This is a genomic window from Acidocella sp. MX-AZ02 (assembly GCF_000306035.1).
Classification (GTDB): Bacteria; Pseudomonadota; Alphaproteobacteria; order Acetobacterales; family Acetobacteraceae; genus Acidocella; species Acidocella facilis.
Map to the genome: position 1 here is coordinate 158,749 of NZ_JH976207.1, position 23,938 is coordinate 182,686.

At 63.4% G+C, this 23,938-nt stretch carries 20 protein-coding genes; 8 read left to right on the forward strand and 12 right to left on the reverse strand.

The window, feature by feature from the left end; translation table 11 throughout:
* Positions 1–128 precede the first annotated feature (128 nt).
* The 3 genes from MXAZACID_RS00795 to MXAZACID_RS00805 form a co-directional block, all read right to left on the reverse strand.
* A complete protein-coding gene (locus MXAZACID_RS00795; protein WP_008492089.1) occupies positions 129–1,187 on the reverse strand; it encodes an aldo/keto reductase in 1,059 nt (352 codons plus the stop codon).
* A 137-nt stretch (positions 1,188–1,324) separates the two neighbouring features.
* Entirely contained in the window at positions 1,325–2,323 is a 999-nt protein-coding gene (locus MXAZACID_RS00800) for an aldo/keto reductase (RefSeq protein ID WP_008492090.1), read from the reverse strand.
* Positions 2,324–2,466: 143 nt separating this feature from the next.
* Positions 2,467–2,898, reverse strand: coding sequence for a cupin (locus MXAZACID_RS00805; protein WP_008492092.1), 432 nt, complete (start codon positions 2,896–2,898; stop codon positions 2,467–2,469).
* Between the two features lie 124 nt (positions 2,899–3,022).
* On the opposite strand from MXAZACID_RS00805, the gene MXAZACID_RS00810 reads away from it, so the two are divergent.
* The gene (locus MXAZACID_RS00810) at positions 3,023–3,922 is read left to right on the forward strand and encodes a LysR substrate-binding domain-containing protein (protein WP_008492094.1); all 900 of its coding nucleotides are present in this window, start codon (positions 3,023–3,025) and stop codon (positions 3,920–3,922) included.
* Positions 3,923–4,169: 247 nt separating this feature from the next.
* Here the strand turns inward: MXAZACID_RS00810 and MXAZACID_RS19055 are convergent, their stop codons facing one another.
* Both MXAZACID_RS19055 and MXAZACID_RS00820 read right to left on the reverse strand, forming a co-directional pair.
* Positions 4,170–4,877 carry a TonB family protein gene (locus MXAZACID_RS19055; RefSeq protein WP_008492095.1) on the reverse strand — a complete coding sequence of 236 codons (708 nt, stop codon included), beginning with the start codon at positions 4,875–4,877 and terminating at the stop codon, positions 4,170–4,172.
* A gap of 77 nt (positions 4,878–4,954) precedes the next feature.
* On the reverse strand, positions 4,955–7,201 hold the full coding sequence (locus MXAZACID_RS00820; protein WP_008492096.1) for a TonB-dependent receptor domain-containing protein: 2,247 nt from the start codon (positions 7,199–7,201) through the stop codon (positions 4,955–4,957).
* A 414-nt stretch (positions 7,202–7,615) separates the two neighbouring features.
* Between MXAZACID_RS00820 and MXAZACID_RS00825 the strand changes: the two genes are divergently transcribed.
* A complete protein-coding gene (locus tag MXAZACID_RS00825) occupies positions 7,616–9,313 on the forward strand; it encodes a dihydroxyacetone kinase family protein (protein WP_008492097.1) in 1,698 nt (565 codons plus the stop codon).
* Between the two features lie 229 nt (positions 9,314–9,542).
* Here MXAZACID_RS00825 and arsB read toward each other — a convergent pair whose 3' ends face one another.
* The 3 genes from arsB to MXAZACID_RS00840 are packed head-to-tail and all read right to left on the reverse strand — an operon-like array spanning position 9,543 to position 11,371.
* Positions 9,543–10,571 (reverse strand): ACR3 family arsenite efflux transporter, encoded by a 1,029-nt coding sequence (arsB, locus tag MXAZACID_RS00830; protein ID WP_008492098.1) that lies wholly within the window; start codon positions 10,569–10,571, stop codon positions 9,543–9,545.
* A 10-nt stretch (positions 10,572–10,581) separates the two neighbouring features.
* Positions 10,582–11,019 carry an arsenate reductase (glutaredoxin) gene (arsC, locus tag MXAZACID_RS00835; RefSeq protein ID WP_008492099.1) on the reverse strand — a complete coding sequence of 146 codons (438 nt, stop codon included), beginning with the start codon at positions 11,017–11,019 and terminating at the stop codon, positions 10,582–10,584.
* A 10-nt stretch (positions 11,020–11,029) separates the two neighbouring features.
* On the reverse strand, positions 11,030–11,371 hold the full coding sequence (locus MXAZACID_RS00840) for a helix-turn-helix transcriptional regulator (RefSeq protein ID WP_008492101.1): 342 nt from the start codon (positions 11,369–11,371) through the stop codon (positions 11,030–11,032).
* 226 nt (positions 11,372–11,597) lie between these two features.
* On the opposite strand from MXAZACID_RS00840, the gene MXAZACID_RS00845 reads away from it, so the two are divergent.
* From MXAZACID_RS00845 to MXAZACID_RS00870, 6 genes are all read left to right on the forward strand, one after another.
* Positions 11,598–12,506 (forward strand): ubiquinol oxidase subunit II, encoded by a 909-nt coding sequence (locus tag MXAZACID_RS00845; RefSeq protein ID WP_051060239.1) that lies wholly within the window; start codon positions 11,598–11,600, stop codon positions 12,504–12,506.
* Positions 12,499–14,583 carry a cbb3-type cytochrome c oxidase subunit I gene (locus tag MXAZACID_RS00850; RefSeq protein WP_008492103.1) on the forward strand — a complete coding sequence of 695 codons (2,085 nt, stop codon included), beginning with the start codon at positions 12,499–12,501 and terminating at the stop codon, positions 14,581–14,583. Before MXAZACID_RS00845 ends, MXAZACID_RS00850 begins: the two co-directional genes overlap by 8 nt.
* Positions 14,571–15,206, forward strand: coding sequence for a cytochrome c oxidase subunit 3 (locus tag MXAZACID_RS00855; RefSeq protein WP_008492104.1), 636 nt, complete (start codon positions 14,571–14,573; stop codon positions 15,204–15,206). Before MXAZACID_RS00850 ends, MXAZACID_RS00855 begins: the two co-directional genes overlap by 13 nt.
* A complete protein-coding gene (locus tag MXAZACID_RS00860) occupies positions 15,203–15,514 on the forward strand; it encodes a cytochrome o ubiquinol/quinol oxidase subunit IV (protein ID WP_008492105.1) in 312 nt (103 codons plus the stop codon). Before MXAZACID_RS00855 ends, MXAZACID_RS00860 begins: the two co-directional genes overlap by 4 nt.
* 13 nt (positions 15,515–15,527) lie before the next feature.
* Entirely contained in the window at positions 15,528–17,306 is a 1,779-nt protein-coding gene (locus MXAZACID_RS00865; protein ID WP_008492106.1) for a glycoside hydrolase family 15 protein, read from the forward strand.
* A gap of 134 nt (positions 17,307–17,440) precedes the next feature.
* Positions 17,441–19,012 carry an FAD-dependent oxidoreductase gene (locus MXAZACID_RS00870; protein WP_008492107.1) on the forward strand — a complete coding sequence of 524 codons (1,572 nt, stop codon included), beginning with the start codon at positions 17,441–17,443 and terminating at the stop codon, positions 19,010–19,012.
* On the opposite strand, the gene MXAZACID_RS00875 is transcribed toward MXAZACID_RS00870, so the two are convergent.
* From MXAZACID_RS00875 to MXAZACID_RS00890, 4 genes are read right to left on the reverse strand one after another with little or no spacing between them, the layout of a single operon-like run.
* Complete coding sequence (locus MXAZACID_RS00875; RefSeq protein ID WP_008492108.1) at positions 19,009–19,887, reverse strand: SMP-30/gluconolactonase/LRE family protein; 879 nt, start codon at positions 19,885–19,887, stop codon at positions 19,009–19,011. The two genes, MXAZACID_RS00870 and MXAZACID_RS00875, sit on opposite strands and share 4 nt — an antisense overlap.
* Entirely contained in the window at positions 19,884–21,518 is a 1,635-nt protein-coding gene (locus MXAZACID_RS00880) for a GMC family oxidoreductase (protein WP_008492109.1), read from the reverse strand. Before MXAZACID_RS00880 ends, MXAZACID_RS00875 begins: the two co-directional genes overlap by 4 nt.
* Positions 21,508–22,149, reverse strand: a complete 642-nt coding sequence (locus MXAZACID_RS00885) for a gluconate 2-dehydrogenase subunit 3 family protein (protein WP_008492111.1) — start codon at positions 22,147–22,149, stop codon at positions 21,508–21,510. The genes MXAZACID_RS00880 and MXAZACID_RS00885 overlap by 11 nt, the downstream gene beginning before the upstream one ends.
* A 4-nt stretch (positions 22,150–22,153) precedes the next feature.
* Positions 22,154–23,932, reverse strand: coding sequence for a thiamine pyrophosphate-requiring protein (locus tag MXAZACID_RS00890; protein WP_039884838.1), 1,779 nt, complete (start codon positions 23,930–23,932; stop codon positions 22,154–22,156).
* Positions 23,933–23,938 lie beyond the last annotated feature (6 nt).

Sequence of the window (23,938 nt, forward strand, 5' to 3'; positions counted from 1 at the left end):
CTCTAAATCCGGTGACGAGCTCTCCAAAGGAAGGACAGCCTGCATCGGGAATGGCCGCGGGCAACACGAATAATCGTCTCGTGCAGCCTGCGGAGATGCGCACCGGATGCTAGGCTTTCATTTCGAATCTACGCGTCCAGATGCGGGCCGATCAGCACCAGATCGGCCGGTGAAAGCCGGTCGGACGCGGTGGCCTTCTGGTGCCAGTACGGATAGAGCAATGGCGGCCGGCTGACGGCCTCCAACGCCGCGATCTCGCCCGGTTCCAGAACCAGCGCGGCGGCTTGAAGATTATCCTCCAGCTGCGCCTCGGTGCGTGCACCGACGATCACACTCGAGACACCAGGGCGCGTCAGCAGCCAGGCCAATGCCACCTGCGCCGAAGTCACGCCCCGCTTTGCGGCAATCTCCACGATTTTCTCAATGATATCGTAGAGCGCCTCAACATCGCGCACAGGCGGCTCCTGCCATTGCGCGGCACGGCGCGTGCCGTCGGGCTCCGGCTTGCCGCGACGATATTTGCCCGAGAGCAGCCCGCCGGCGAGAGGTGACCAGATGATCGCGCCCACCCCCTGGTCCACCGCGATCGGCAGCAGCTCATATTCCGCATCGCGCGCTTGCAGGCTGTAATAAATCTGTTGCGCAATCGGCCGTACCAGCCCCTCCGTCTTGGCGGCGCCCAGCATCTTCATCACATGCCAGCCGGAGAAATTGGAAACGCCTACATAGCCGATCTTGCCTGCGCGGGTCAGATCGTCCAGCGCGCGCAATATCTCTTCCACCGGCGTCTGCCCATCCCATTCATGGCACCAATAGAGGTCGATATGGTCGGTTTTCAGCCGCTTCAGACTGTCCTCGCAGGCGCGGATGAGATGCTGGCGGGAAAGGCCACGGTCATTCGGCCCTTTCTCACGCATCGGAAACCGCGCTTTGGTGGCGAGCAGCAATTTGTTGCGCCGCCCGGCGATGGCTTGACCGATGATCTCCTCCGAGACGCCGTTGGAGTAGATATCGGCCGTGTCCAGCATGTTCACCCCCGCCTCCAGGCTCATGTCAATTTGGCGGCGCGCCTGTTCGAGGCCGGCATTTCCGACCTTGGAGAAATTGCCCTGGCCGCCGAAGGTCATCGTACCCAGAATGAGCGTTGAAACTTTCAGGCCGGAATGGCCCAGCACGCGATATTCCATCTTCCCTCTCCTCGAACTGAATGAATGGCGTCACTTGGACCAATATGTGTTTATCTTGACGCGGCAGCCTCAAGATAAAACACATGAAATTTCTCGCCGAAATAAAAGTTGGGGCATCAAGCTAAAAGCTTGAAGCGCTAAACCTGTTCCGGACGCTTGCGCGGCGGCGCCATGAATTCCGGGCCTACCGGAGACTTGATGCAGCGCGCGAGAATGGCTTCGATCTCCGTCTTGCCTTCGGCATCCAAAGTCCAGCCCATGGCATCCTTCGCGGGGTCGAGTTGGCTGGGATTGCGCGCGCCCCAGAGCGCGATGGTCGGCCCCTGGTCCAGCACCCAGCGGAGGGCCAGCGCCAGCACGGATTTGCCGTAACGCCTTTGCGCCAGCTCGCGGAGTTCCTCCACCGCCTGGAGATATTGGGTGAAACGCTCGCCATTGAATTTCGGGTCGTTACGGCGCAGATCGTCGCCTTCGAACACGGTATCCGCTTTCATCCGCCCGCTCAGCAGGCCGCGGCACAGCGCGCCATAACTCAGCACGGTCAGGCCGGTATTGGCGGCATATGGTAACTCAGCCGCCTCAATCCCACGCTCGAACAGATTATAGGGTGGTTGCATCGCGTCGAGCTGTGCGGCGGTACGGAACGCGTCCATCTGCGCGGGCGAGAAATTGCTGACGCCGATGGACAGGATCTTACCCTCGCGGCGCAATGTCTCCAGCGTTTCGGCGGTTTCCTCAAGCGGCGTTTCCAGGTCCGGCCAATGCACCTGGTAGAGGTCGATCCGGTCGGTGCGCAGGCGGCGCAGGGAGTCCTCGATTTCCTGGCGGATACGCGCCCGGCGCCCATCGCGGAACACCTTGCCGTCCTTCCAGGCCAGGCCGAGCTTGGTGGCGATCTGCACCTTATCCCGCAGCCCGCCCTCCGCAATGGCCTTGCCGACAATCTCCTCCGACCGACCGAAGCCATAGACGGGCGCCGTGTCGATCAAGGTGATCCCGCGCGCCACAGCGCTCTGGATGGTGGCGATGGACTCCGCCTCATCCGTGCCGCCCCACATCCAGCCGCCAATGGCCCAGGTGCCGAGCCCGATGCGCGAGGTGACGACGGCACTCTTGCCGATGGTGATGGTTTCCATGTCTCACTCCTGTCAGATTCAGTCCGGGCGCTCTGGCACCACCGGCACTGCGATGGGGTCCAGCCCACAAGATAGACCCCCATGCAGGATCTTCCACCGGGTTTGGTTGAACCTGGTTCAACGAGGCGTTGAATGGCCGGGTGTCAGCCAGACTGCGCGCCGTAATCCGAGAGGTGAGTGACGAAGGCCCGGGCGGGGGTGGACAGCGGATCCACGAAATATACATCCTGCGGAAAGCGGCGGGGGGTGTCGACGGCAAGGAAAATCGCCGGAGCACCGGGAACGGGCATGATCGCATGCACCGTCTCGCGCAGGAAGGTTACCATCTGGCCCGCGTGCAACCGCTTCGGTGCTTCATCGGCGATCACGAACTCCACCTCACCCTCCAGCAGCAGAAGATGCTCATCGCAGGTGAGATGATAATGGCGCGGCAGCGGATGATAGAGCCGGAAAAGCCGGGCGCTGGCGGAATCGTGGTCTGAGAGGTAGGCATCCATGATCATCGATTCCGCCGTGGCGGGAAACCGGGATTTGATTTCAGCCAGATCGAAGAAATGATAGCCGGTGCTCTGCATGTCGTGTTCCTCTGCATTTTGGCGTGAGAGCGTTTTTCATAGGGGGGCGGGGCCGGTTGCGCCATGTCAAGGGGTTGAGATTGACTCAAGGCAGGTTTGATCTCAATTCAACGTTGGAAACGCCATGTTGAACCGCTTCGACCTGCCCGATTTGCAAATCTTCGCCACCATCGTGCGGCATCGCAGCTTCAAGCGCGCGGCCATAGAGCTGGGGGTGACCACCTCCGCGCTCAGCCACGCGATGCGCAAACTGGAGATGAGGATGGGGGTGCGGCTTCTGCACCGCACCAGCCGCACGGTCATGCCCACGGCGCCAGGGGAGCAGCTCGCGCAACGCCTGGAGCAGGGGTTCGACCTCATCGGCGCGGCGCTTTCGGGCATAGAGAGCTACCGCCAGAACCCCTCAGGGCTGTTGCGTGTCAATGTGCCGCTGGACGCCGCGCGCTTGCTGCTCTCGCCCGTGCTGGCGGAATTCGCCTCGCATTATCCGCAAGTGGCACTCGTCCTGAGCGTGGAGGACAGGCCCGTTGATATCATCGCCGAGGGATTTGACGCCGGCATACGTTATGGCGGTACCGTGCCGCAGGATATGGTGGCCGTGCCACTGACCCGCCCGCTGCGCTGGGTGGTGGTGGGAGCGCCAGGCTTTCTGTCCAGGCATGGGCGGCCAGAAACGCCGCGGGCGCTGGCGCGCCTGCCATGCATCGGCGTTCGGCTGGGGAATAATACCTCCTATAAATGGGAATTGGGCGATGGTGAGCGTCAGCTCCGGTTGGATGTAGCCGGCCCATTGCAGGTCAATAATACCGAGACGACCATCGCCGCTGCCATTGATGGGCTTGGTTTGGCCTATGTGCTGGAACGGCGGGTGAAAGACGAGATCGAACGCGGCGCGCTGGAGGTTGTGCTGCCGGAATGGGCTTCCACGGGCCCAGGATTCTACGCCTATTTCGCCAGCAGGCGGCAGAATGAACCAGGGTTGCGGCCGCTGATGGAGATGATCCGTGCGCGTGAAGGAGTATAGGACGGCGCCAGGCGAGATTGTCGATTCTCCAGAGCTGGATGACATAAGATGGAATCGCTGCGCGATAGCATCTTATGTCTGAATCCGCCTCTAAATCATGAGTAGAGCGAGATGGGTTTACACCCCTCGCTCGACGCATGTTTTGGCCAGCAATTTCATGCATTCAGGGTCACGTTGTCGCGTCAACCTCAACGCCTATTACGCTCGCGAGGGAGGCAAACCAAAGCGACAAATCATATCTGCGATGCTAGCTGTTGCCGGCAACGTGAACGGGCAAGGTGAAGCGGTGTGGCCCGGCCGGCATGCCCGGCAGGAAAGCCGGCAAGCGCGCGGCGCGCAGCGCCGCCAGCGCCGCCTGATTGACGGCGCTCAGGCCACTCTTGGTCAACAGGCTGGCAGAGAGCAGCGTGCCATCCGGCGCCACCGTGAATTCCAGCACACAATCGCCTGACAATCCGGCATCGATCAGTATTTGCGGCACCGTCAGCTGTGCCAGCACGTCAGCGCGGACCTCGCTGGCATATCGCGCCATCACCGTGGGCGAGGCGATCGGCGCGGGAGGTGGTGCGGCGGGGGCCGGGGTGGGCGGAGCCGGCGGCGTCGGCATGGGGGATACAGGCCGGGCAGGCGGCGGCGGAATATGCGCAACGTGCCGGATCACCCGATGGCTGGGATGGGGAGCGGGCGGCGGAGGCAGTTGGGCTGGCACCGGGACCGGCGGCGGGGGCATTGGCGGCGGGGGCGGAGCCGGTTTTGGCGGGGGCGGCTGCACCACCGGCTTGGGCGCCGGGGGCGCGTCGATCTTCACCCGCACAACCACCGCAGCCACCGGCTTCGGCGCCGGCGGCACCAGCACGAAACCGCCAATGGCCAGGGCTTCCAGCAGGAAGCTGATCAGCAGGGCGCGGCCAAACCGGTCCGGCCCGGGCACGCTGATGAAAGCTTGGTCCTTCAAAATCGTTCCATTATCCTTTTCATCGCAAAGCGCGCCTGGACGGGATGACCACCGCCAGGCGCGCCGCAGCCCGCACTTCAGAACTTGACCGTGACATCACCATAGACCGCGCGGGGCGCGCCCATGATGGCTTCCTTATAATAATTGCCGTTGGCATCCTGGTTGATCTGCGACTGCGCATAATAGCGCACGCCGAACAGATTATCGATATGCAATGACAGCACCAGCGCCTTCATAAGCCCCGCATGAACCGGCACGCTGTCGCGCAGGGTAAGGTTGGTCAGCACATAGCCGCCCGCGCGGGTACCCGAAGGGATATTCGCCGCACCGGTGGAGGAGGCGTGGCTGTCATAGAAAATCTCCTGGCTGCCGACATAATTGGCGTCGAGCGCGGCGTAAAATCCACCCTTCGTCCAGTTCACACCGGCACTGATCAGATTGGCCGGCACGCCGCCCACACCTTCGCCCTTGCTGAATTCGAGCGCGCCATTCGTGTAGTAGTTTTGCGTATAGGTCGCGGTATTATGGGCGTAGTTGAGATAGCCGGCGAAGTCACCGGGGACGCCCCGCAGCCCGCCAAAATCGTCACCCAGCTGCAACTCCTCGCCCTCGAACACCGAGTTGCCGCCATTGGTGGTGTAGGAATTGCCGGAGGCGCTGTCAGTGTAGGTCTGGAAGGTATTGGTGAAATATTCGCGATAATAATTGCCTTCCACGGTCAGGCTGCCGCGCTCATAGCGCAGACCCGCCTCATAATCCTGAACATACTCGGGCAAGGTATGCGGCTGCACGATAGTGTTGAAATTCGCACCGGTATCGATATTTCCATAATAAGCGGTGATCTCTGGAAATTTTACGTTCTGGCCGTAGGCGGCGTAGGCGTCGAGGCCAGGCAGCACTTCGTAGCTGAGCCCCAGGGTTGGCGCCAGATAATGCTCAGTGTTGGAGACGCTGCCGCCGGTGGAGTAGTAATAAGCCGCCTGGTCGGTGTCCTTGGTGTTGGCCAGGAGATATTTCACGCCGGGCGTGATCTTGAGCTTATCATTGAGCAGGCTGATCTCGTCCTGGGTATAGATCGAGAAGAGCGAGCGGTAATCATGCTCGTTCCAGAAATCATTGCCGCTGCCATCGGGTTGCGGATCGGGCACGACCGGCGAGGTGGCTGAGAAATATTCCCGCGAATGCAGATGCGAGATGGTCAGATTGCCACCAAACTTGACGGTATTGAAGGGGAGATCCAGCGTCGCGCTGGGCTGCACGCCGAAGGTCTGCGCCGTATAAGCGTAAAGATGATAGGGGCGATGGCTGCAATCGCTAACGGGATACAGATAGCTTGCCGCGAAGCTCTTGTTGCAGAAGGAGTTGCGGTTATAATCATCGGTGGAGAAAAATCCCTTCAGGTCAGCGCTCAGATACGGCGTGATCTGCTGGGTGATCCCGGCAATGCCGGCGAAATTGGTTGAGTTGTTCTGCTTGAAATAATCTGAACTGGGCAGCTGAAAATTGTCGCCATATTGGTGCAGCAGCGCCACCGGCTGATACTGATTCACCAGGCCGGTGGCCTGGTTGAAAATGAACGAGCCATAGAGATTGGTGTTGCCGCCATTCAACGGCGCGTCCACCCCATAATAGACGTTGGAGCCGCTGTTCTTGTCCATCTGCGTCCAGCCATTGCTGGTCTGGCGGGCAAAGGAGAAAATCTGCTTTACACCGTGATACAGGCCGGTGTTCAGGGTGGCGTGCCAATTGGCGGTATCGAACGAGCCATAACCACCGCCGATTTCGGCATTAGCCTCGTTGCTTGGTTTGCGGGGGACGTAGTTGATGGTGCCGCCCAGCGAATCGTAGCTGTTATTGGCCGGATTATTGATGCCGCGGAAAAGCTGAACGCTTTCGAAATCGTTCGTCGTGATCAGCGTATTATTGTCATTATCCGCTTGCGCGGTGACGGCGCCGTTAAAGGCGTCATTGAGGCCGACACCATCATAGGTTTCCGAGAATTGCGAGGAATTGAAGGCGCGAAACGTCACCTGCTGGTTGACGCCGCCCGGGCCGTTATTGGTCACAAAGATCGACGGTTCACGCCGCAGAATATCCTGCGCCGTCGCCGCCGGGGATGCGGTTTCGACGGTTTTTTTGGAGATCACGCTGGCGGAGTAGGTTGATTTAAGCGGCACTTTCACGGGCGCCTTCGCGGCGGCGCTGGTGCCGCCGGCGGTTTTGCTGATCGCCTCGATTGAGGTTGAAGTGGTGGCGGTCTGCGCGGCGGCGGCGAAGGCAATGAAGCTGCAGGCGGTGCCGAGCAGCAGACGCGACTTGATCATTTCAATATCCCTGTTGAGTCGCCGGGGTATCTAGTGGCCATCCATGGCAGGCGAATGACAGGGGCATGCAGTTTTAATGACAATCATCGAGGCCATGATCCTGTCGCCTTCATCGCGTCGTGCAAATGCGCTCACGCAGCAGGATGGCGATGATCAACGCCACCTTCCCCTGCGAGCGGATGACGATGAGCCCGCTGCAGCTGGCGGGTGGCGTTGAGGGGCGGCATAACGGTCCCGGTGGGGGCATATATTCAAGACGGCCAGTGTCAGCTGCCCCGCCAGAGGCATGAATGAGATCAGGCTGGAGGCCCGCCGCCCCTTCGTGATAGAAGCGGCCTCCTCGATCTCGGCGCAGCTTGGTTACATCTGAACGACAATCCGCCAGAACAAGGCGGCCATCAAAAAGGAAACACCATGAAGAAGCTCATCAATGATCCGCGTGCGGTGGTCCGTGAAATGCTGGAAGGGCTGGTCGATCTGCATCCCGGCCAGGCCTTGCTCGAGGGCGAGGATGTGATCGTCCGCGCCGACCTGCCCGGCTTTTTGCAACGTCACGAGGTGGCGGTGATCTCCGGTGGCGGCAGCGGCCATGAGCCGGCCCATGCCGGCTATGTCGGGCATGGCATGCTGCATGCGGCGGTGTGCGGGGATGTGTTCACCTCGCCCAGCGCTGATGCGGTGCTGGCCGCCATTCGCGCCGTCTGCGGGCCGAAGGGCGCCTTGCTGATCGTGAAGAATTATACCGGCGACCGGCTGAATTTCGGCCTGGCGGCGGAGCTTGCCCGCGCCGAGGGGCTGCCGGTGGAGATCGTGGTGGTGGCGGATGATGTCTCGCTGCGCGACACGGTGGAGCCGGCCCGCCGGCGCGGCATTGCCGGCACCGTGCTGGTGCATAAGGTCGCCGGCGCCGCCGCCGCTGCGGGCAAGGAGCTGGCGGAGGTGGCCAGCCTGGCCCGCGCCGCCGCCGATGGGGTTGGCAGCATGGGGGTGGCGCTGGGGGCGTGCACGGTTCCGGCGGCCGGGCGCCCCGGCTTCACGCTGGAGGAGAGCGAGGCCGAGCTGGGGCTGGGCATCCATGGCGAGCGCGGGGTGCGCCGCGTGCCGATGGCATCTGCCGATGCGTTCGTCACCGCCATTCTGGACAGTATCCTGGACGATGCCGGGCTGCAGCCGGGCGCGCATGTGGCGCTGCTGGTGAACGGGCTGGGCGGCACCACGCCGATGGAGCTGGCCGTGGTGGCGCGCAAGGCCTTCGCGCTGCTGCGCGAACGCGGGCTGCAGGTTGCGCGCGCCTGGAGCGGCAATCTGCTGACGGCGCTGGAAATGCCCGGCTGCTCGCTCTCGGTGCTGGCTCTGGACGATGAGCTGCTGCAGGCGCTGGATGCGGCGACGGACGCCCCGGCCTGGCCAGGCTCCGGCGTGGTGGCGCCGCGCGTGATCGTGCCCGTGCCGTCAGAGCCGGATGCCCATGCGTTGGACGCTGATCGCCGCGCCCAACCGGCCTTGCGTGAGGCGGTGCTGGCCATCGCCGCCGCGTTCGAGGCGGAAGAGGAGCGGCTGACTGAGTTGGATAGCGCCGCGGGCGACGGCGATCTCGGCATCAGCTTCGTACGCGGCGCGGCGGCGCTGCGGGCCTTGCCAGAGGCGGCCTTTGCCGCGCCGGGCGTGGCGCTGAGCGCGATGAGCGGCGCGCTGCGCCGGGCGATCGCGGGGAGTTCCGGCCCGTTCTACGCCACCGCCTTGCTGCGCGCCGCGCGCTATTTGGGCGGCGCCGCTGAGCCCGCGCTGCAAGACTGGGCGCAGGCCTTCCTGATCGCGGTTGCCAGCGTGAGTGAACTCGGCGGCGCCAAACCGGGAGACCGCACCATGTTCGACGCGCTGCGCCCGGCGGCGGATGCGTTTGCCCAGGCGATCGAGGCCGGCAAGGATGGCGCCAGCGCCTGGCGCGCCGCGCTGGAGGCGGCCGAGGCCGGCACCGCGGCGACCGCACAGATGACACCGCGCCTGGGCCGCGCCAGCTATATCGGCGCGCGGGCGATCGGCATTCCAGATGCGGGGGCGAGCGCCGTGGTGGTGTGGATGCGGGCGATCGCTAGAGCATCAAGCTTTTAGCTTGATGCTCTAGCTTTTGTTTTTTCGAGCAATTTTATGTGCTTATCTTGACGCTACCGCGTCAACCTAAACACATATTGCTCTAAGCGGTTGGAGTAGTTTTTATCGTCACAACCGATGGGCGTTGAGGGCAACGGCGCAACGAAGCGGCGGACAGCGGTTCTGTGAGGAGTGATCATGCTGCCCTTTCCGCGTGTCCATTACGCACGGTCATTGCGGCGGCGCAGGCTCATGCCTGCCCCCGCTCATACCAGCCGCGCGAGCGCCGGACGATCTGCACCACCGAGAGCATCACCGGCACCTCGACCAGCACGCCGACCACCGTGGCCAGCGCCGCGCCGGACTGAAAGCCAAACAGCGCGATTGCCGTGGCCACCGCCAGCTCGAAGAAATTGCTGGCGCCGATCAGCGCCGAGGGCCCGGCCACGCACCATTCAACGCCGAGCCGCCGGTTCACCCAATAAGCCAGCCCGGCATTGAAATAGACCTGGATCAGGATCGGCACCGCCAGCAGCAGGATCACGGCGGGCTGTCTGACGATCTGATGGCCCTGCAGCCCGAACAGCAGCACCAGCGTGAGCAGCAGCGCCAGCAGCGAGAGCGGCCCCAGCCCGCGCAGCGTCGCCGCCAGCGCGGCTTGCCCGCCCGCTTTCAGCAGCGCCCGGCGCCAGAGCTGGGCCGCCACCACCGGCACCACGATATAGAGCAGCACGGAGATGATGAGCGTGTTCCAGGGCACGATGATCGAGGACAGCCCTAGCAGCAGCGCGACGAGGGGGGCGAAGGCCACGATCATGATGCTGTCATTCAGCGCCACCTGCGAGAGGGTGAAATGCGGCTCGCCCTCGACCAGGTTGGACCAGACGAAGACCATCGCCGTGCAGGGGGCGGCGGCGAGCAGGATCAGCCCGGCCATGTAGCCGTCGATCTGCGCCGCCGGCAGCCAGGCGCGGAAGAGATGGCCAATGAACAGCCAGCCCAGCAGCGCCATGGAAAACGGCTTCACCAGCCAGTTCACCCCGACAGTGGTGGCGATGCCGCGCCAATGCCGGCCGACCTGGCGCAACGCCGCGAGGTCGATTTTCAACAGCATCGGTACGATCATCAGCCAGACCAGCAGGGCGACCGGCAGATTCACCTGCGCCAGCGTCGCCGCGCCAAGAGTCTGGAACAGCGCTGGGATGAGCTGCCCCAGAAGGATGCCGGCGAGGATGCACAGCGCCACCCAGAGGGTGAGATAGCGTTCAAACACGCCCATGCGCGCCGGCTTACGCATGGCCGGGCTTGCCGACGCGCTGACCAGTTGCGTCGATCACCACCTCGCCATCCTCCTTGGCGAAGGCGGCGCGCTGCGGGGCGGGCAGAATCTCGAGCACCAGCTCCGAGGGGCGGCATAGCTTCACGCCCAGCTCCGTCACCACGATGGGGCGGTTGATCAGGATCGGGTGCGCCATCATCGCATCCAGCAACGCGTCATCGCTGAGCCCCGGGTCATCCAGGCCAAGCTCGTGATAGGGCGTGCCTTTCTCGCGCAACAGGGCGCGCACCGGGATGCCCATGCGGGCGATGAGGCCGGCCAGCGCCCCCCGGCTGGGCGGGGTTTTCAGATATTCGATGATCCGCGGCCGCGCGCCGCTATTCTCGATCATCGCCAGCACATTGCGGGAGGTGCCGCAGGCCGGGTTGTGGTAGATGGTGACGGTCATTATGCGCTCCTCATGGGGTTTGGCAGCAGGCGGCCAGGGCGTTGACGGCGGGGGCACAGACTTCCGGGCGCCCCTGGCAGCAATCGCGCATCAGGAAGGCGATCAGCCCGGACAGCGACTCATAGCGGGCGCTGTAGCGGATCGAGCGGCCCTCCCGCTGGGACTGAATCAGCCCCGCATGCTCCAGCTGCGACAGATGGAAAGAGAGCCGGGAGGAGCTGGCCGCCAGCGCTTCCCCAATCGCCCCGGCGGCCATGCCCTCCGGGCCGGCGCTCACCAGCAGCCTGACGATGCGCAGGCGGGTTTCCTGGGAGAGGGCGGCAAAGGCAGCGAGGGCGTGGGCTTCATCCATAACGGTTCAATATCTCAATATATATTGAAATGAAAAGAGGCGATGATCTGACCTATCGGGCGCATTCCGATGTGAGCGGCGCGGGGTGTTTGCAGCACCGTAAAACCCAACATTGGATTACGAAACCGCCACATAGGTTCATTTCATGCCCCCCGGGCTTATTTCCGAAAGGGTTGTGGACGGATGCGGCATGGCGGATTTGGGCATTTTTTCTCGCGGAAAAGCGATGGTGCTGCATGGAGCGCGGCAGGCTCGCCCCGGGCTTGCGGGCATTGTCCTCACGCTTTGTCTGCTGCCGCTCAGCGGGTGCGGCGCGCTCTCAGGAGGGTTTCTCGGCGGGGCGGCCGGGCGCATCGCCAATCTCGAGCATCATGAATTTCTGATTGTCAGCGCCATTCTCGTCCTGGTCTGGCTTCCGGTTTTCATTCTGGTGCCGTTGATCGCCTGGCATTATCGCATCTCCAACGAACGCGCCGCCTATCGCCCGCAATGGGGGTTCAGCTGGATTCTCGAAGGGCTGATCTGGATTCCTCCCACCTTGGTGGTGGTGGCGCTTTCCGTTCTGCTGGTGCGTTACACGACCCGGCTTGATCCCTACAAACCCGTGGCCAGCACCTTGCCGGCTTTGCAGGTGCAGGTGGTGGCGCTGGATTGGAAATGGTTGTTTCTGTATCCGGCTCAGCATATCGCGACGGTCAATCAGTTGGTCGTTCCCGCCGGCACGCCGGTGGAATTTCAGCTGACCAGCGGCACCGTGATGCAATCGCTGTTGATGCCGCGCCTGGCCGGGCAGATTTTCGCGATGGCCGGCATGCGCACAAGGTTGAATTTCGAAATCGACAAGCCCGGCAGCTATTTCGGCGAAAACACCCAATATAACGGCGACGGATTTCATGCCGATAAATTCACCATCCAGGCGATGACGGCCCCGGATTTCAGCAGCTGGGTGGCGCAGGCGCAGACGAGCGGCACGAGCATGGATGCGGCCGCCTACCAAAATCTCTCCCGGCAATCGCTGGTCGATCATCCCTTGGTCTTTGGGCAGCTCGCCCCGGATCTGTTCAAGGATATTTTGGCGCAGAAAATCCAGCCCGGATATCTCGCCCAGCATCACGAGGCCGGCGCACATGGATAGCATGGTTTGGCATAGTCTCTTCGGCCGTTTCGTCTGGATCGATCTGCCGGTGGTGAAGGCCTGGCAGGATCCGACGATCAGCAACATCATCGCCGGCGCGGCTGCGATGATCGCCGTGTTCGGCGCGCTGGCGGGGCTCGGGCTGGTCACCTGGCTGCGCAAATGGCGCTATCTCTGGAGCGAATGGTTCACCAGCCTCGATCATAAGCGCATCGGCATCATGTATGTCTGCCTCGCGGTGGTGATGATCGTGCGCGGCGTCATCGAAGGGGTTTTGATGCGCGTTCAGCAGGACCTTGCGGTGAACGCGCCGGGTATCCTCGCCCCGGATCATTTCGCGCAATTCTTCAGCACCCATGGCACCATCATGATTTTCTTCGTGGTGATGCCGTTGATCTCCGGCCTGGTGAATTTCGCCATGCCCTTGCAGATCGGCGCAAGGGATGTCGCGTTTCCGTTCCTCAACTCGGTCGGGCTGTGGCTGTCGGTCGGCGGCGCGGTGCTGGTGATGGTCTCGCTGGTCATCGGCGAGTTTTCCACCGGCGGCTGGAGCGGCTATCCGCCCTACACGGAGCTGGCTTTCAATGGCGGGGTCGGGCCGGATTACTGGATCTGGGCGGTGACGATGAGTTCCCTCAGCGCGATGCTGACAGGGCTGAATTTCGCTGTCACCATCTACAAGCTACGCGCGCCGGGCATGAGCTGGATGCGCCTGCCGCTGTTCAGCTGGACCGCCTTGTGCACCGCCATTCTGATGATCTTCGCGATGCCGCCGCTGACCGTCGCCACCTTGCTGCTCGCCGCCGACCGCTATCTGGGCATGCATTTCTTCACCAATGATCTCGGCGGCAACATGATGAATTACGTCAATCTGTTTTGGCTGTTCGGCCATCCGGAGGTGTATATTCTCATTCTGCCTCCGTTCGGCGTCTATTCCGAAGTGGTCTCGGCCTACTCGTCGAAAGAGCTTTACGGCTATGTGTCCCTGGTGATCGCGACGATGGCGATCGCGGTCCTGTCCTTTACCGTCTGGCTGCATCATTTCTTCACCATGGGCCAGAGTGCGAATGTGAACGCGTTTTTCGGCATCGCCACGATGTTGATCGGCATTCCCACAGGGGTGAAACTTTATAACTGGACCTGGACGATGTTTCGCGGCCGCGTGCGCTATACCGCGCCGATGCTGTTCACGCTGGCCTTTCTGATCACCTTCGTCATTGGCGGGTTGAGCGGCATCATCCTCGCCACGCCGCCGCTCGACTACATGATGCACAACACCCTGTTCCTGGTCGCGCATTTTCATAACATGCTGATCCCAGGCACGTTGTTTGGCATGATCGCCGGCTGCCAATATTGGTTCCCGAAAGCCTTCGGTTTCCGGCTGGAAGAAAAATGGGGCAAGCGGGCGGTGTTTTTCTGGGTGGTCGGCTTCTATATGGCCTTCATGCCGCTTTATGTTCTGGGGGCGGATGGCGCCACCCGGCGCACGGTGGAATTCAGCAATCCGGCCTTTCAGCCCTGGCTGCTGTTGGCGATGTGCGGCGGGTTCCTGATCCTGGCCGGTCTCGCCAGCCTGTTCATTCAGGTTTGGGTGAGCGTGAAAAAACGCGATATGCTGGCGGTGCCCGTCGGCGATCCCTGGGATGCGCGCGGGCTGGAATGGTCGATCAGCGCGCCGCCGCCTGAATATAATTTCGTCTCCATCCCGCAGGTTGGCCATCGCGATGCGTTTTATTGGCGCAAGCGCAATCACGGCGCCTACAAGCCGGCGGATCATTACCGCGACATCGAGATGCCGAAAAATACCGGCTGGGGGCTGATCTTTGGCCTTGGCATGGCGGTGTGCTTCTTCGGGTTGGTCTGGCATATCTGGTGGATGGCCATCCTTTTCGGGCTGCTCAGTATCGCCGCCGGCCTGGTGAGAAGCTTCCAGCGTGATCTGCACAAGATCATTCCCGCCGCTGAGATCGAGGCGCAGGATCGCCATTGGCTGGCCATCGCCGCCGCGGCGACGCCGGTGTCGCGCCATCTTGAGGAAACACCGAGCAATGAGGGGCGCGCGATATGGCCGGAGTGAATGAACCGGAATTGCTGCATGCCGGGCTGAATCTTGCAAACCATCCGCCGGAAAAACAGGCGCAGGTGGAAAGCGACGTGTTCGGCTTCTGGGTGTTCCTGATGAGCGATGCGATCTTGTTCGCGCTGCTCTTTGCCATCTACGGCACCATGCTGGATGCGACGGCTGGCGTGCCGGCACCGCATACGGACTTCAAATTCAGCTCCTGTTTTCTGGAAACCTTGGCGCTGCTCAGCAGCAGCTTTGCCTACGGCATGGTGTCGCTGAATCTGAAACTCGGCGCCTCCCGACGCTGGATATGGGGCTGGCTTGGCGTCACCTTCCTGCTCGGCGCCTGGTTTCTACGCCTGGAAATCGGCGATTTCACCGACATGGTCGCGCATGGCGAAACCGCGCAGGCGAGCGGCGCGCTCTCGTCTTTCTTCGTGCTGGTCGGCACGCATGGGCTGCATGTCACCTGCGGGTTGATCTGGATTGTCATCATGGCGGTGCAGCTCGCCATTCACGGTATCGATGAACGGGTCAAGATCAATCTGATCCGGCTCGGCCTGTTCTGGCATTTCCTCGATGTCGTCTGGGTGGCGATTTTCACCATCGTCTATCTGCGGGGGCTGCTGGCATGAACCGTTTGCGCCCGGTCCTCGGCGATCTTCTCACCTACGCGCTGGGCTATGCCCTGGCCCTGGCGCTGACCTTCACCGCCTTCGCGCTGGTCTATTTCCGCCTGGCCGCGCCGCAGACGATCTTCGCGATCATCCTGGTGCTGGGGCTGGCGCAGATCATCGTGCATATGCGCTGTTTCCTGCATCTCAGCCTTCAGCGCTCGGCCCGGGCCGATCTGATGCTGGTGCTGTTCTCGAGCTTGATCATCGCGTTGATGGTGGGCGGCACGCTGGTGGTGCTGTTCAATCTGCGCGCCAGGATGATGTAGGGAGGCGCTGTTCATGGCCAAACGCATCGAGGATTACGCGATGATCGGCGACGGCCAGAGCCTGGCGCTGGTCGGCTTGAACGGCGCCATCGACTGGCTCTGCCTGCCACGCTTCGATAGCGATGCCTGTTTTGCCGCCCTCCTCGGCCGGCCGGAGCATGGCAGCTGGGAGCTTTGCCCGCAGGTGCCGGCAGAAGAGACGCGCCGGCGCTATGCCGGCGATACGTTGGTGCTGGAAACCGAATTCCGCACGGAGGGCGGGGCCTGCCTGGTGACGGATTTCATGCCGATCCGCGAGGGCAAACATTCAAGCCTGGTCCGCATCGTCTCCGGCTTGTCGGGAGTGGTGGAGATGCGCACGACGCTGCGCGCCCGTTTCGATTATGGCCGGGTGGCGCCCTGGTATAGCCGTGAGGAAGGCGTTCTGGTCGGGCGGATCGGGCCGGATCTGCTGGTGGTGCGCGCCGATATCCCGCTGCGGGAAGAGGATGGTACGATCAGTGCCGCGTTTCCTCTCGCCGCTGGGCAACAGGTCGTGTTCTGCATGCAGCATGGCGATTCCACCGCTTCCTTGCCCCCAGCCCTGGATGCGCACGCGCTGCTGCGCCAGACCAAGAGCTGGTGGCTGGACTGGATTTCAGCCTTCACACGCGAAACACCCTGGCCGGATCTGGTTCGCCGCTCGCTGATCACGCTGAAAGCGCTCACCTACATGCCAAGCGGCGGCATCCTCGCCGCCGGCACCGCCGGGCTGCCGGAAAAGCCGGGCGGACGGATGAACTGGGATTATCGCTATTGCTGGCTGCGTGATTCCACCTTCACACTCACCGCCTTTCTCAATGCGGGCTTCGACGGCGAGGCCAAGGCCTGGCTGCAATGGCTGCTGCGCGCCATCGGTAATTCGCCGGAGCATATCCGCATTGCCTACCGGGTGGATGGCGGGCGGCATATGCAGGAAAGGTGGGCGAAATGGCTACCGGGATTTGAAGGGGCGTTGCCGGTGCGTATCGGCAACCAGGCCGCGGGGCAGCGGCAGCTCGATATTTTCGGGGAAATTGTTGATAGCTCCCACCTCGCCGAGCAAGCCGGGCTTGACCGCAATGGCTGGGAGATGGAGATCGAGCGCCGGCTGGTCGAGCATGTCGAGAAAAGCTGGCGGACTCCGGATCAGGGCTTCTGGGAGTCGCGCGGGCGGCCGCGCCATTATGTCTATTCCAAGGTGATGGCCTGGGTGGCGGTGGACCGGTTCCTGAAGCTGAAAGCCAGTGCCGCGCAGAGCGATCCGGCTTTGCGCACGCGGCTGGAGCGCTTGCGTGCGGCGATGCACGCGGAGATCTGCGCGCGTGGCGTGGCGCCGAAATCCGGGCATTTCACTGCCTATTACGGCACCAGGCGGGTTCAGGCGGAGTTGCTGCTTTTGCCGTTGGTTGGGTTTCTGCCGGTGGAGGATCCGCGCATCAGCGCCACCATCGCCGAGATTGAGCGTGTGCTGGTGCAAGGCGGGCTGGTGCGGCGCAAGCGCGCACCGCTGTTCGGCGGCGAGGAAGGCTGTTTCATCGCCTGCGCCTGCTGGCTGGCGAGTTGCATGGAAATGCAGAATCGTCATCAGGAAGCCCGCGCGATGATGCAGCGCGTGGCCGATATCGCCAATGACGTCGGGCTGCTGGCCGAGGAATATCATGTTCCCAGGCAAAGGCTTTATGGCAATTACCCGCAGGCCTTGTCGCATCTGGCCTTCATCAATGCGGCGCTGGGGCTGAGCGGCGGCACCTACCAGCGCGGCGGCGGCTGAGGCCCTAGCCCGGTTCATGACCCTGATCTCATCTCGAATATACCAGGCCCGCCCTTTGATTCTTCGGATCATGTCGCATCTCAAGCGCAGTGAATAAAGCCTGCCTCTCGGGGCAAAAGCAAAAGGAGATGCGCATGGACGCCAGCGCCGGCCAGTTTGGCCCTATCGATGAGTTCCCGGAAAATGGCCTGAAAGAGATCGAGCTGAATGGCGAGACGCTGCTGCTGGCCAAAACCGCTGGCGGGATCAAAGCCCTCTCCGGCCATTGCCCGCATAACGGCGCGCCGTTGAAAAAGGGCGTGCGGGCCGGTGATAAAATCATCTGTCCCTGGCATAAGGCAGCGTTTTCGCTGGGTTCAGGCAAATGCCTGGCACCGCCGGCGATCGATGATTTGCAGCGCTACGCGGTGGAGGTGCGGGATGGCATCATTCATGTCCAGGCGCTGCCCGTGCCTGCGCCACAGCGCATCCAGCCGGACAGCACCCAATCTTTCGCAATCATCGGCGCCGGCGCCGCCGGGTTTTCCGCGGCGCAGACCTTGCGTGCCGAAGGGTTTTCCGGCCGGATCGTGATGATCGACGCGCCAGGGCGTCTGCCTTACGACCGGACCGCGCTCAGCAAGACGTTTCTGGCAAAGCCGGAGGGCGCGCATCCGCCGACCCTGCGCGATGAAGCCTTCTATGACCAACAGGCCATCGAGCGGCAGAGCGGCCTTGTCGAAGCGTTGGATGTCGAGCAGCGGACAATCCGCCTGCGTGGCGGCACGGCGCAGCGTTTCGACGCGATCTTCATCGCCACCGGCGGCCAGGCAAAGACGCTGGATGTGCCAGGCGCCGATCTGGCCGGGATTTATACGCTGCGCAGCGCCGACGATGCCGAGGCGATCAAGCAGGCGGCCAGCAGCGCCAAACAGGTGGTGATCGTCGGCTCCAGCTTCATCGGCATGGAGGTGGCCGCGGCGCTGCGCCAGCGTGACCTTGCGGTGACTTTGGTCAGCCCGGAAGCGGTGCCGTTCGAGGCGCATCTGGGCCGTGAAATCGGCGCGGTGATCCAGAAGCTGCATGAATCCAAGGGCGTGGTGTTCAAATCCGGCGAGGAGGTGGCGGGCTTTTCGGGCGAAAAAGCGGTCAATCTGGTCAGGCTGAAAAGCGGCGGGCATCTGCCGGCGGATCTGGTCATACTCGGCCTCGGCACGCGCCCATCCACCGCGTTTCTCGATGGGGCCTTCACCCAGAAGGATGGCGGCGTGCCCGTGGACTCCAGCCTGCGCGTCGCCGATGGCGTGTTCGCCGGCGGTGACATCGCCGCCTTCCCGCTCTGGGGCCAGGGTGAGCGCGTGCGGGTGGAACATTGGCGTGTCGCCGAACAGCAGGGGCGGATTGCCGCCTTGAACATGCTGCAGCGCCCGGCCCGCTTCGCGCAGACGCCGTTTTTCTGGACCATCCAATATGGCCAGCGTTTCGACTATGCCGGGCTGGGCCGCGGCGATGATCGTTTAAGCGTGCGCGGGGATCTGCAAGGCGATGGCTTCATCGCCTATTATGTCCGTGACGGCAAAGTGGTTGCCGCCCTTGGCCATCAACGCGACCAGGAGATGGCGGCGATCATCGAGCTGCTCGACCGCCGCCAGGATTGGAGCGTGGAGGCGTTGCATCCGCAAGGCCAGTCACCCCGCCAGGTACTGGACAAATTGTTGAAGGCTTAACGCACCCGCCAATGGCGCTCCAGCCCGCGCGGGCCGGGGCGCAGGCGGAACAGCCCGCCGGCATGCGGCTCCCGGGCCAGGGCGTCATCGTCCAGCCCGTCCCGGGCGCTGGTGATATAGAGCCAGTCCAGCGCCTTGCCGGCGAAGCAGCATTTGGTCGGCTGGCTCACCGGCAGCGCGATGGTCGCCACCAGCGCGCCATCCGGCGCGTAGCGGTGCAGGCAGCCGCCGCCATGATTGGCGCACCAGAGATACCCCTCCTCATCCATCGCCGCGCCATCAGGTATACCGGGGCCGGGCTGGCGCGCGAACATCTGCCGTTCGCCCAGCGCGCCGATCTCGCGGTCATAGAGGTAGCGGTAGATCACCCGCTCCTCGCTATGGGAGAGATACATGCTCTTCTCGTCTGCGCTCCAGGCCATGCTGTTGGTGATCTCGGCGAAGTCCGGGTAGGCGCGCAGCCCTTCTTCTTTCATGTAGCTATAGAGCGCGCCTTTGCGGTCGCTCTGGCGCCCGCCCAGCGGGTCCGTCATCACCCCGACCCAGAAGCGCCCGGTGGACTCACAGCCGCTTTCATTGAAGCGGATCAGTTGCGGGTCGAACGGGGCAGGGGCGGCGAGGGTGAGGCGGCCGGTCTCCAGGCTCAGCCAATGCAGCCCGGTGCGCAGCGCCACCAAGGCGCGCCCCCGCCCATCCAGCGCGAAGCCGCCGATATCGGCAGGCAGATCCCAGCGGCGCTGGCTGTCATCCGTCAGCTTGCGGGCGAACAAGGCAGGCGCCTTGATATCCGCCCAGTACAGCGTCTCTTCCTCCGGCACCCAGAGTGGCGATTCGCCGATGGTGGCGCGGGCATCTTCGACAAGCTCGATCTTCACAGCTCCCCCCTTTGCGCCATGGCCTTGATCCGGTCCGCGGTGCGCAGCGCGATGGCCTGGATGGTCAGTGACGGATTGACCCCGCCGGTGGTGGGAAACACCGAGCCGTCGCAGATCCAGAGATTGGGAATGTCCCAGCTCCGGCAATCGGCATTCACCACGCTGTCCTGCGGGGTGAAGCCCATGCGGGCGGTGCCGGCGAGATGGTTGGCATCCTCGGTCTGGGCGAAGATGTCCTCCGCGCCGATGGCCTCCATGCTGCGTGTCATCTGGCCGATGGCGTGCTGGATCAGCGCCTTGTCATTCTCGCCCCAGGAGAAGCTGATGCGCGGGATTTTCAGGCCATATTGGTCGGTCTCTTCCGCCAGGGTCACCGTATTGCGCGCATCCGGCAGCGTCTCGCCGACCATTTTCAGCCCGACCTGATGGTTATACTGCATCATCTCCTGGCGCAGCGCCTCGCCCCAGATCCCGCGCGCGCCGGTCTGGATGAAAGCCCATTCGATCGGCAGCGGCCCTTGCGCCATCCAGCAATAGCCGCCGAAGAAATCTTTTTTGTCCTCGTAATTCCAATGTTCGGTGAGGGTGAGGGAGGGCGGGCCCTTGTACCAGCGCACCTCTTCCTGCATGCGCCCGAACACCGCCTGGTTGCTCTGGCTCATCAGATATTTGCCGACCAGACCGGAGCTGTTGGCCAGCCCCTGTGGGTGGCGCTGGGTGGCGGAGTTGAGCAGCAGACGCGGCGTCTCCACCGCATAGCCGGCCACCACCACATTCCGCGCCGTCTGGAAATGCCAGGCGCCGTCACGGTAAAATTGCACGCCGGTGACGCGGTCGGCCGCGTCGACCTCGATCCGCCCGGCCATCGCAAGATCGCGGATCTCCGCGCCGGCCTTGATCGCGCGGGGGATCCAGGTGTTCAGCGTGCTTTGCTTGGCGTTGGTGGAGCAGCCAAACCGGCAGAAGCCGCGATAGACGCAAGGCGGCGCCTCGCCGCGCGGGGCGGAAACGGTGGCCAGCGGCGTCTCCGTCCATTTGATCCCCAGCGCCTCCGCGCCTTTTGCCAACAGCTTGCCGGCGGCGTTGATTTCATGGGCGCGGTAGGGGTAGCGCGGGCGCTTTGGCCCCCAGGGGTAGGTTACGGGGCCGGAGATGCTCAGCGCCTGCTCGGCCTGGCGGTAATAGCCCCACATCTCCCGCCAATCGAGCGGCCAATCCGCGCCATAGCCGAGCAGGCTGCGGCTCTTGAACCATTCCGGGCGGAAGCGCAGCGAGACCATGGCGAAATGCACCATCGAGCCGCCGACCGCCTTGCCGCTATTCTTGCCGCCCATCTGCAGCGGGTTTTCGCCGGTGCAGATGCGCTTATCCTGCCAATAGAGCTTGCCCTGCTCGGTCTCATCCGAGGCGAAATCCTCCAGCGGGCGGAAATACGGGCCGGCATCCATGGCCACCACGGAAAAACCGTGCTCGGCCAGCTTTCCCGCCAGCGTGCCACCGCCGGCCCCGGTGCCGATGATGAGGAAATCCACCTCCTCATCCAGCCCGTACTGGCGCATCGGAATCCAGCCGCCCTCGCGGAACACATCCGGCGCCCGCCCGCCGGTGGCGCGCAGCCCCTCAGGCGACATGGCGGTTATGGCGCAAGGCGCGCGCCTCCTCGCCGGGCTTGGCTTCCGCCGCCTCCCACGGGTCTTTCCGGTCGGCCTCCATGCGCACATAGCCGCGCGGGCTGGCCGGGCCGCCAAAGCCGATCTCGCTCCAGGCGGTGGGGTGGCTGTAATAGGCCTCGACAATGTCCGGCAGCAGCCGCTTGGCGAAGAATAGCTTCGGCGGCACGCGCGTCCAATGCGGGCCGTCGCAGGTGCCGTCCTGCATCGCGTGCAGCAGCGCATCGGCGGAGATGTCGTTGAGCGCGGCAAAGCCGGCCCCGTGGCGGTTGTGCGCCTCCTGGTCCAACGCCGCCAGGGCGCGCGTCCAGGCCTCGCCATCCCAGGGCATCGGCTCGACCCGGGTGCCGATCTCGCCGGCGCGCCGCATTTTCGCGTCGATCAGCGCGGCAACCGCCACTGGCGGGCGATCTTTCGGCTGCGGGATGATGCGCGCGCAAAGCCGCTCCAGCACCGCGAAGCTGGGCGCATCGAAAAAGCCAGGCTCCCGGGAGACCGCCAGCCGCGCATCCACGGCGGCGCGGGTGGCATTGTTCCAGGACAGGCCGGCGCGTTTGTTCAGCACATCATAGCCGGGGAAGCGCTCATTCATGCGCCTATTTCCCGTTCGGCAGCACGGAGGCCAGCATCTGCCGGGTGGAGTTCTTCACCACCGAAGCCCGTTCCGGCTCGTGCCAGAGCGAGGCGAGGAAATTCCGCGCATCCTTGGCGGTGATATGCGGCGGCAGCGGCGGCACATTCGGGTCGGTGCGCATTTCCAATATCACCGGCCGGTCCGCCGCCAGCGCCTCGTCCCAGGCCGGGCCGATCTGCTCGGGCTGATCGACATAAATGCCTTTCAGCCCAAGCAGCTCGGCATATTTGGCGTAGGGGAAATCCGGGATGGACTGGGTGGAGAGCGTCTTCGCCTCGCCCAGCTGCACGCGCTCCTCCCAGGTGACTTGGTTGAGATCCTGGTTGTTGAGCACCATCACGATGAAATGCGGGGTTTTCCATTGCCGCCAATATTTCTTCACGGTGATCATCTCGCAGATGCCGTTCATCTGCATCGCCCCATCGCCCATGAAGGCGATGACGCTGCGCTCCGGAAAGGCGAATTTCGCCGCGATCGCGTAGGGCACGCCAGCCCCCAGCGAGGCCAGCCCGCCGGAGAGCGAGCCCTTCATGCCCCGGCGCATCTTGATATCGCGCGCATACCAATTGGCGACGGAGCCGGAATCCCCGGTCATGATCGCGTTTTCAGGCAAACGCGGGGAAAGCTCCCAGAATACGCGCTGCGGGTTGATCGGGCTGGCCGGCTGCATGGCGCGGTCTTCCATCAGCTTCCACCAGGACGCGACGCTTTTCTCAATGCTGTTGCGCCAGCCAAGATCCTGCTTCTGCGTCAACAGCGGCAGCAAGGCGCGCAGCGTGGCGGCGCTGTCGCCGATCAGATTGACCTCCATCGGATAGCGCAGGCTGAGATTGGCGCCGTCGATGTCGATCTGCACGCCGCGCGCTTTGCCGGGTTCGGGCAGGAATTCCGAGTAGGGAAAGGCGGAGCCGACCATCAGCAGCGTGTCGCAGCCTTTCATCATGTCCCAGGTCGGCTTGGTGCCGAGCAGCCCGATGCCGCCGGTGACGAAAGACAGCTCATCCGGCAGCGCCGCCTTGCCGAGCAGCGCCTTCGCCACCCCGGCGCCGAGCCGGTTGGCGATCTCGATCACCTCATCGGTCGCATGCAGCGCCCCGGCGCCGACCAGGATCGCGACTTTCTTGCCCTCATTCAGCACGGCGGCGGCTTTCTGCAAGCCATCAGCCTCCGGCGTGCACGCCGGGGTGGCGAAGCCGATGCCGGTATGGGTGGCGCCATGCGCCATCGGCGGGTCGCTGTAAGGCAGCTCCTGCAGATCATTCGGCAGGATCACGCAGGTCACGGTGCGCTTCTCATGCGCGATGCGCACCGCCCGGTCGATCAGATGCCGGACCTGCTCGGGCACGCTTGCCGTCATCACGAATTCGCCGGCCACATCCTTGAACAGATTTTGCAGGTCGATCTCCTGCTGATAATGCGCCCCCAGCGCCGTGCGCGCCTGTTGGCCGACGATGGCGACCACCGGCGTATGGTCCAGCCTGGCATCATAGAGCCCGTTGAGCAGATGCACCGCCCCCGGGCCGGACGTGGCGTAGCAAAGCCCGACCTGGCCGGTGAATTTCGCATGCGCCGAGGCCATGAAGGCGGCCATTTCCTCATGCCGCACCTGCACATAATCCATGTAGGGGAGGGCTTTTTCGAGCGCGATATCCAACCCGCCGACGCCGTCCCCCGGATAGCCATAGACCCGGTTCAGCCCCCATTCGGAGAGGCGCTTCCAGACGAATTCAGATACATTCATGCTCAT

Excerpts from the sequence above, each read along its gene's own strand:
- MXAZACID_RS00795 (WP_008492089.1), bottom strand. The coding sequence starts at position 1,187 with ATGGAATATCGCGTGCTGGGCCATTCCGGCCTGAAAGTTTCAACGCTC.
- MXAZACID_RS00800 (WP_008492090.1), bottom strand. The coding sequence starts at position 2,323 with ATGGAAACCATCACCATCGGCAAGAGTGCCGTCGTCACCTCGCGCATC.
- MXAZACID_RS00805 (WP_008492092.1), bottom strand. The coding sequence starts at position 2,898 with ATGCAGAGCACCGGCTATCATTTCTTCGATCTGGCTGAAATCAAATCC.
- MXAZACID_RS00810 (WP_008492094.1), top strand. The coding sequence starts at position 3,023 with ATGTTGAACCGCTTCGACCTGCCCGATTTGCAAATCTTCGCCACCATC.
- MXAZACID_RS00820 (WP_008492096.1), bottom strand. The coding sequence starts at position 7,201 with ATGATCAAGTCGCGTCTGCTGCTCGGCACCGCCTGCAGCTTCATTGCC.
- MXAZACID_RS00825 (WP_008492097.1), top strand. The coding sequence starts at position 7,616 with ATGAAGAAGCTCATCAATGATCCGCGTGCGGTGGTCCGTGAAATGCTG.
- arsB (WP_008492098.1), bottom strand. The coding sequence starts at position 10,571 with ATGGGCGTGTTTGAACGCTATCTCACCCTCTGGGTGGCGCTGTGCATC.
- arsC (WP_008492099.1), bottom strand. The coding sequence starts at position 11,019 with ATGACCGTCACCATCTACCACAACCCGGCCTGCGGCACCTCCCGCAAT.
- MXAZACID_RS00840 (WP_008492101.1), bottom strand. The coding sequence starts at position 11,371 with ATGGATGAAGCCCACGCCCTCGCTGCCTTTGCCGCCCTCTCCCAGGAA.
- MXAZACID_RS00845 (WP_051060239.1), top strand. The coding sequence starts at position 11,598 with ATGGTGCTGCATGGAGCGCGGCAGGCTCGCCCCGGGCTTGCGGGCATT.
- MXAZACID_RS00850 (WP_008492103.1), top strand. The coding sequence starts at position 12,499 with ATGGATAGCATGGTTTGGCATAGTCTCTTCGGCCGTTTCGTCTGGATC.
- MXAZACID_RS00855 (WP_008492104.1), top strand. The coding sequence starts at position 14,571 with ATGGCCGGAGTGAATGAACCGGAATTGCTGCATGCCGGGCTGAATCTT.
- MXAZACID_RS00860 (WP_008492105.1), top strand. The coding sequence starts at position 15,203 with ATGAACCGTTTGCGCCCGGTCCTCGGCGATCTTCTCACCTACGCGCTG.
- MXAZACID_RS00865 (WP_008492106.1), top strand. The coding sequence starts at position 15,528 with ATGGCCAAACGCATCGAGGATTACGCGATGATCGGCGACGGCCAGAGC.
- MXAZACID_RS00870 (WP_008492107.1), top strand. The coding sequence starts at position 17,441 with ATGGACGCCAGCGCCGGCCAGTTTGGCCCTATCGATGAGTTCCCGGAA.
- MXAZACID_RS00880 (WP_008492109.1), bottom strand. The coding sequence starts at position 21,518 with ATGTCGCCTGAGGGGCTGCGCGCCACCGGCGGGCGGGCGCCGGATGTG.
- MXAZACID_RS00885 (WP_008492111.1), bottom strand. The coding sequence starts at position 22,149 with ATGAATGAGCGCTTCCCCGGCTATGATGTGCTGAACAAACGCGCCGGC.
- MXAZACID_RS00890 (WP_039884838.1), bottom strand. The coding sequence starts at position 23,932 with ATGAATGTATCTGAATTCGTCTGGAAGCGCCTCTCCGAATGGGGGCTG.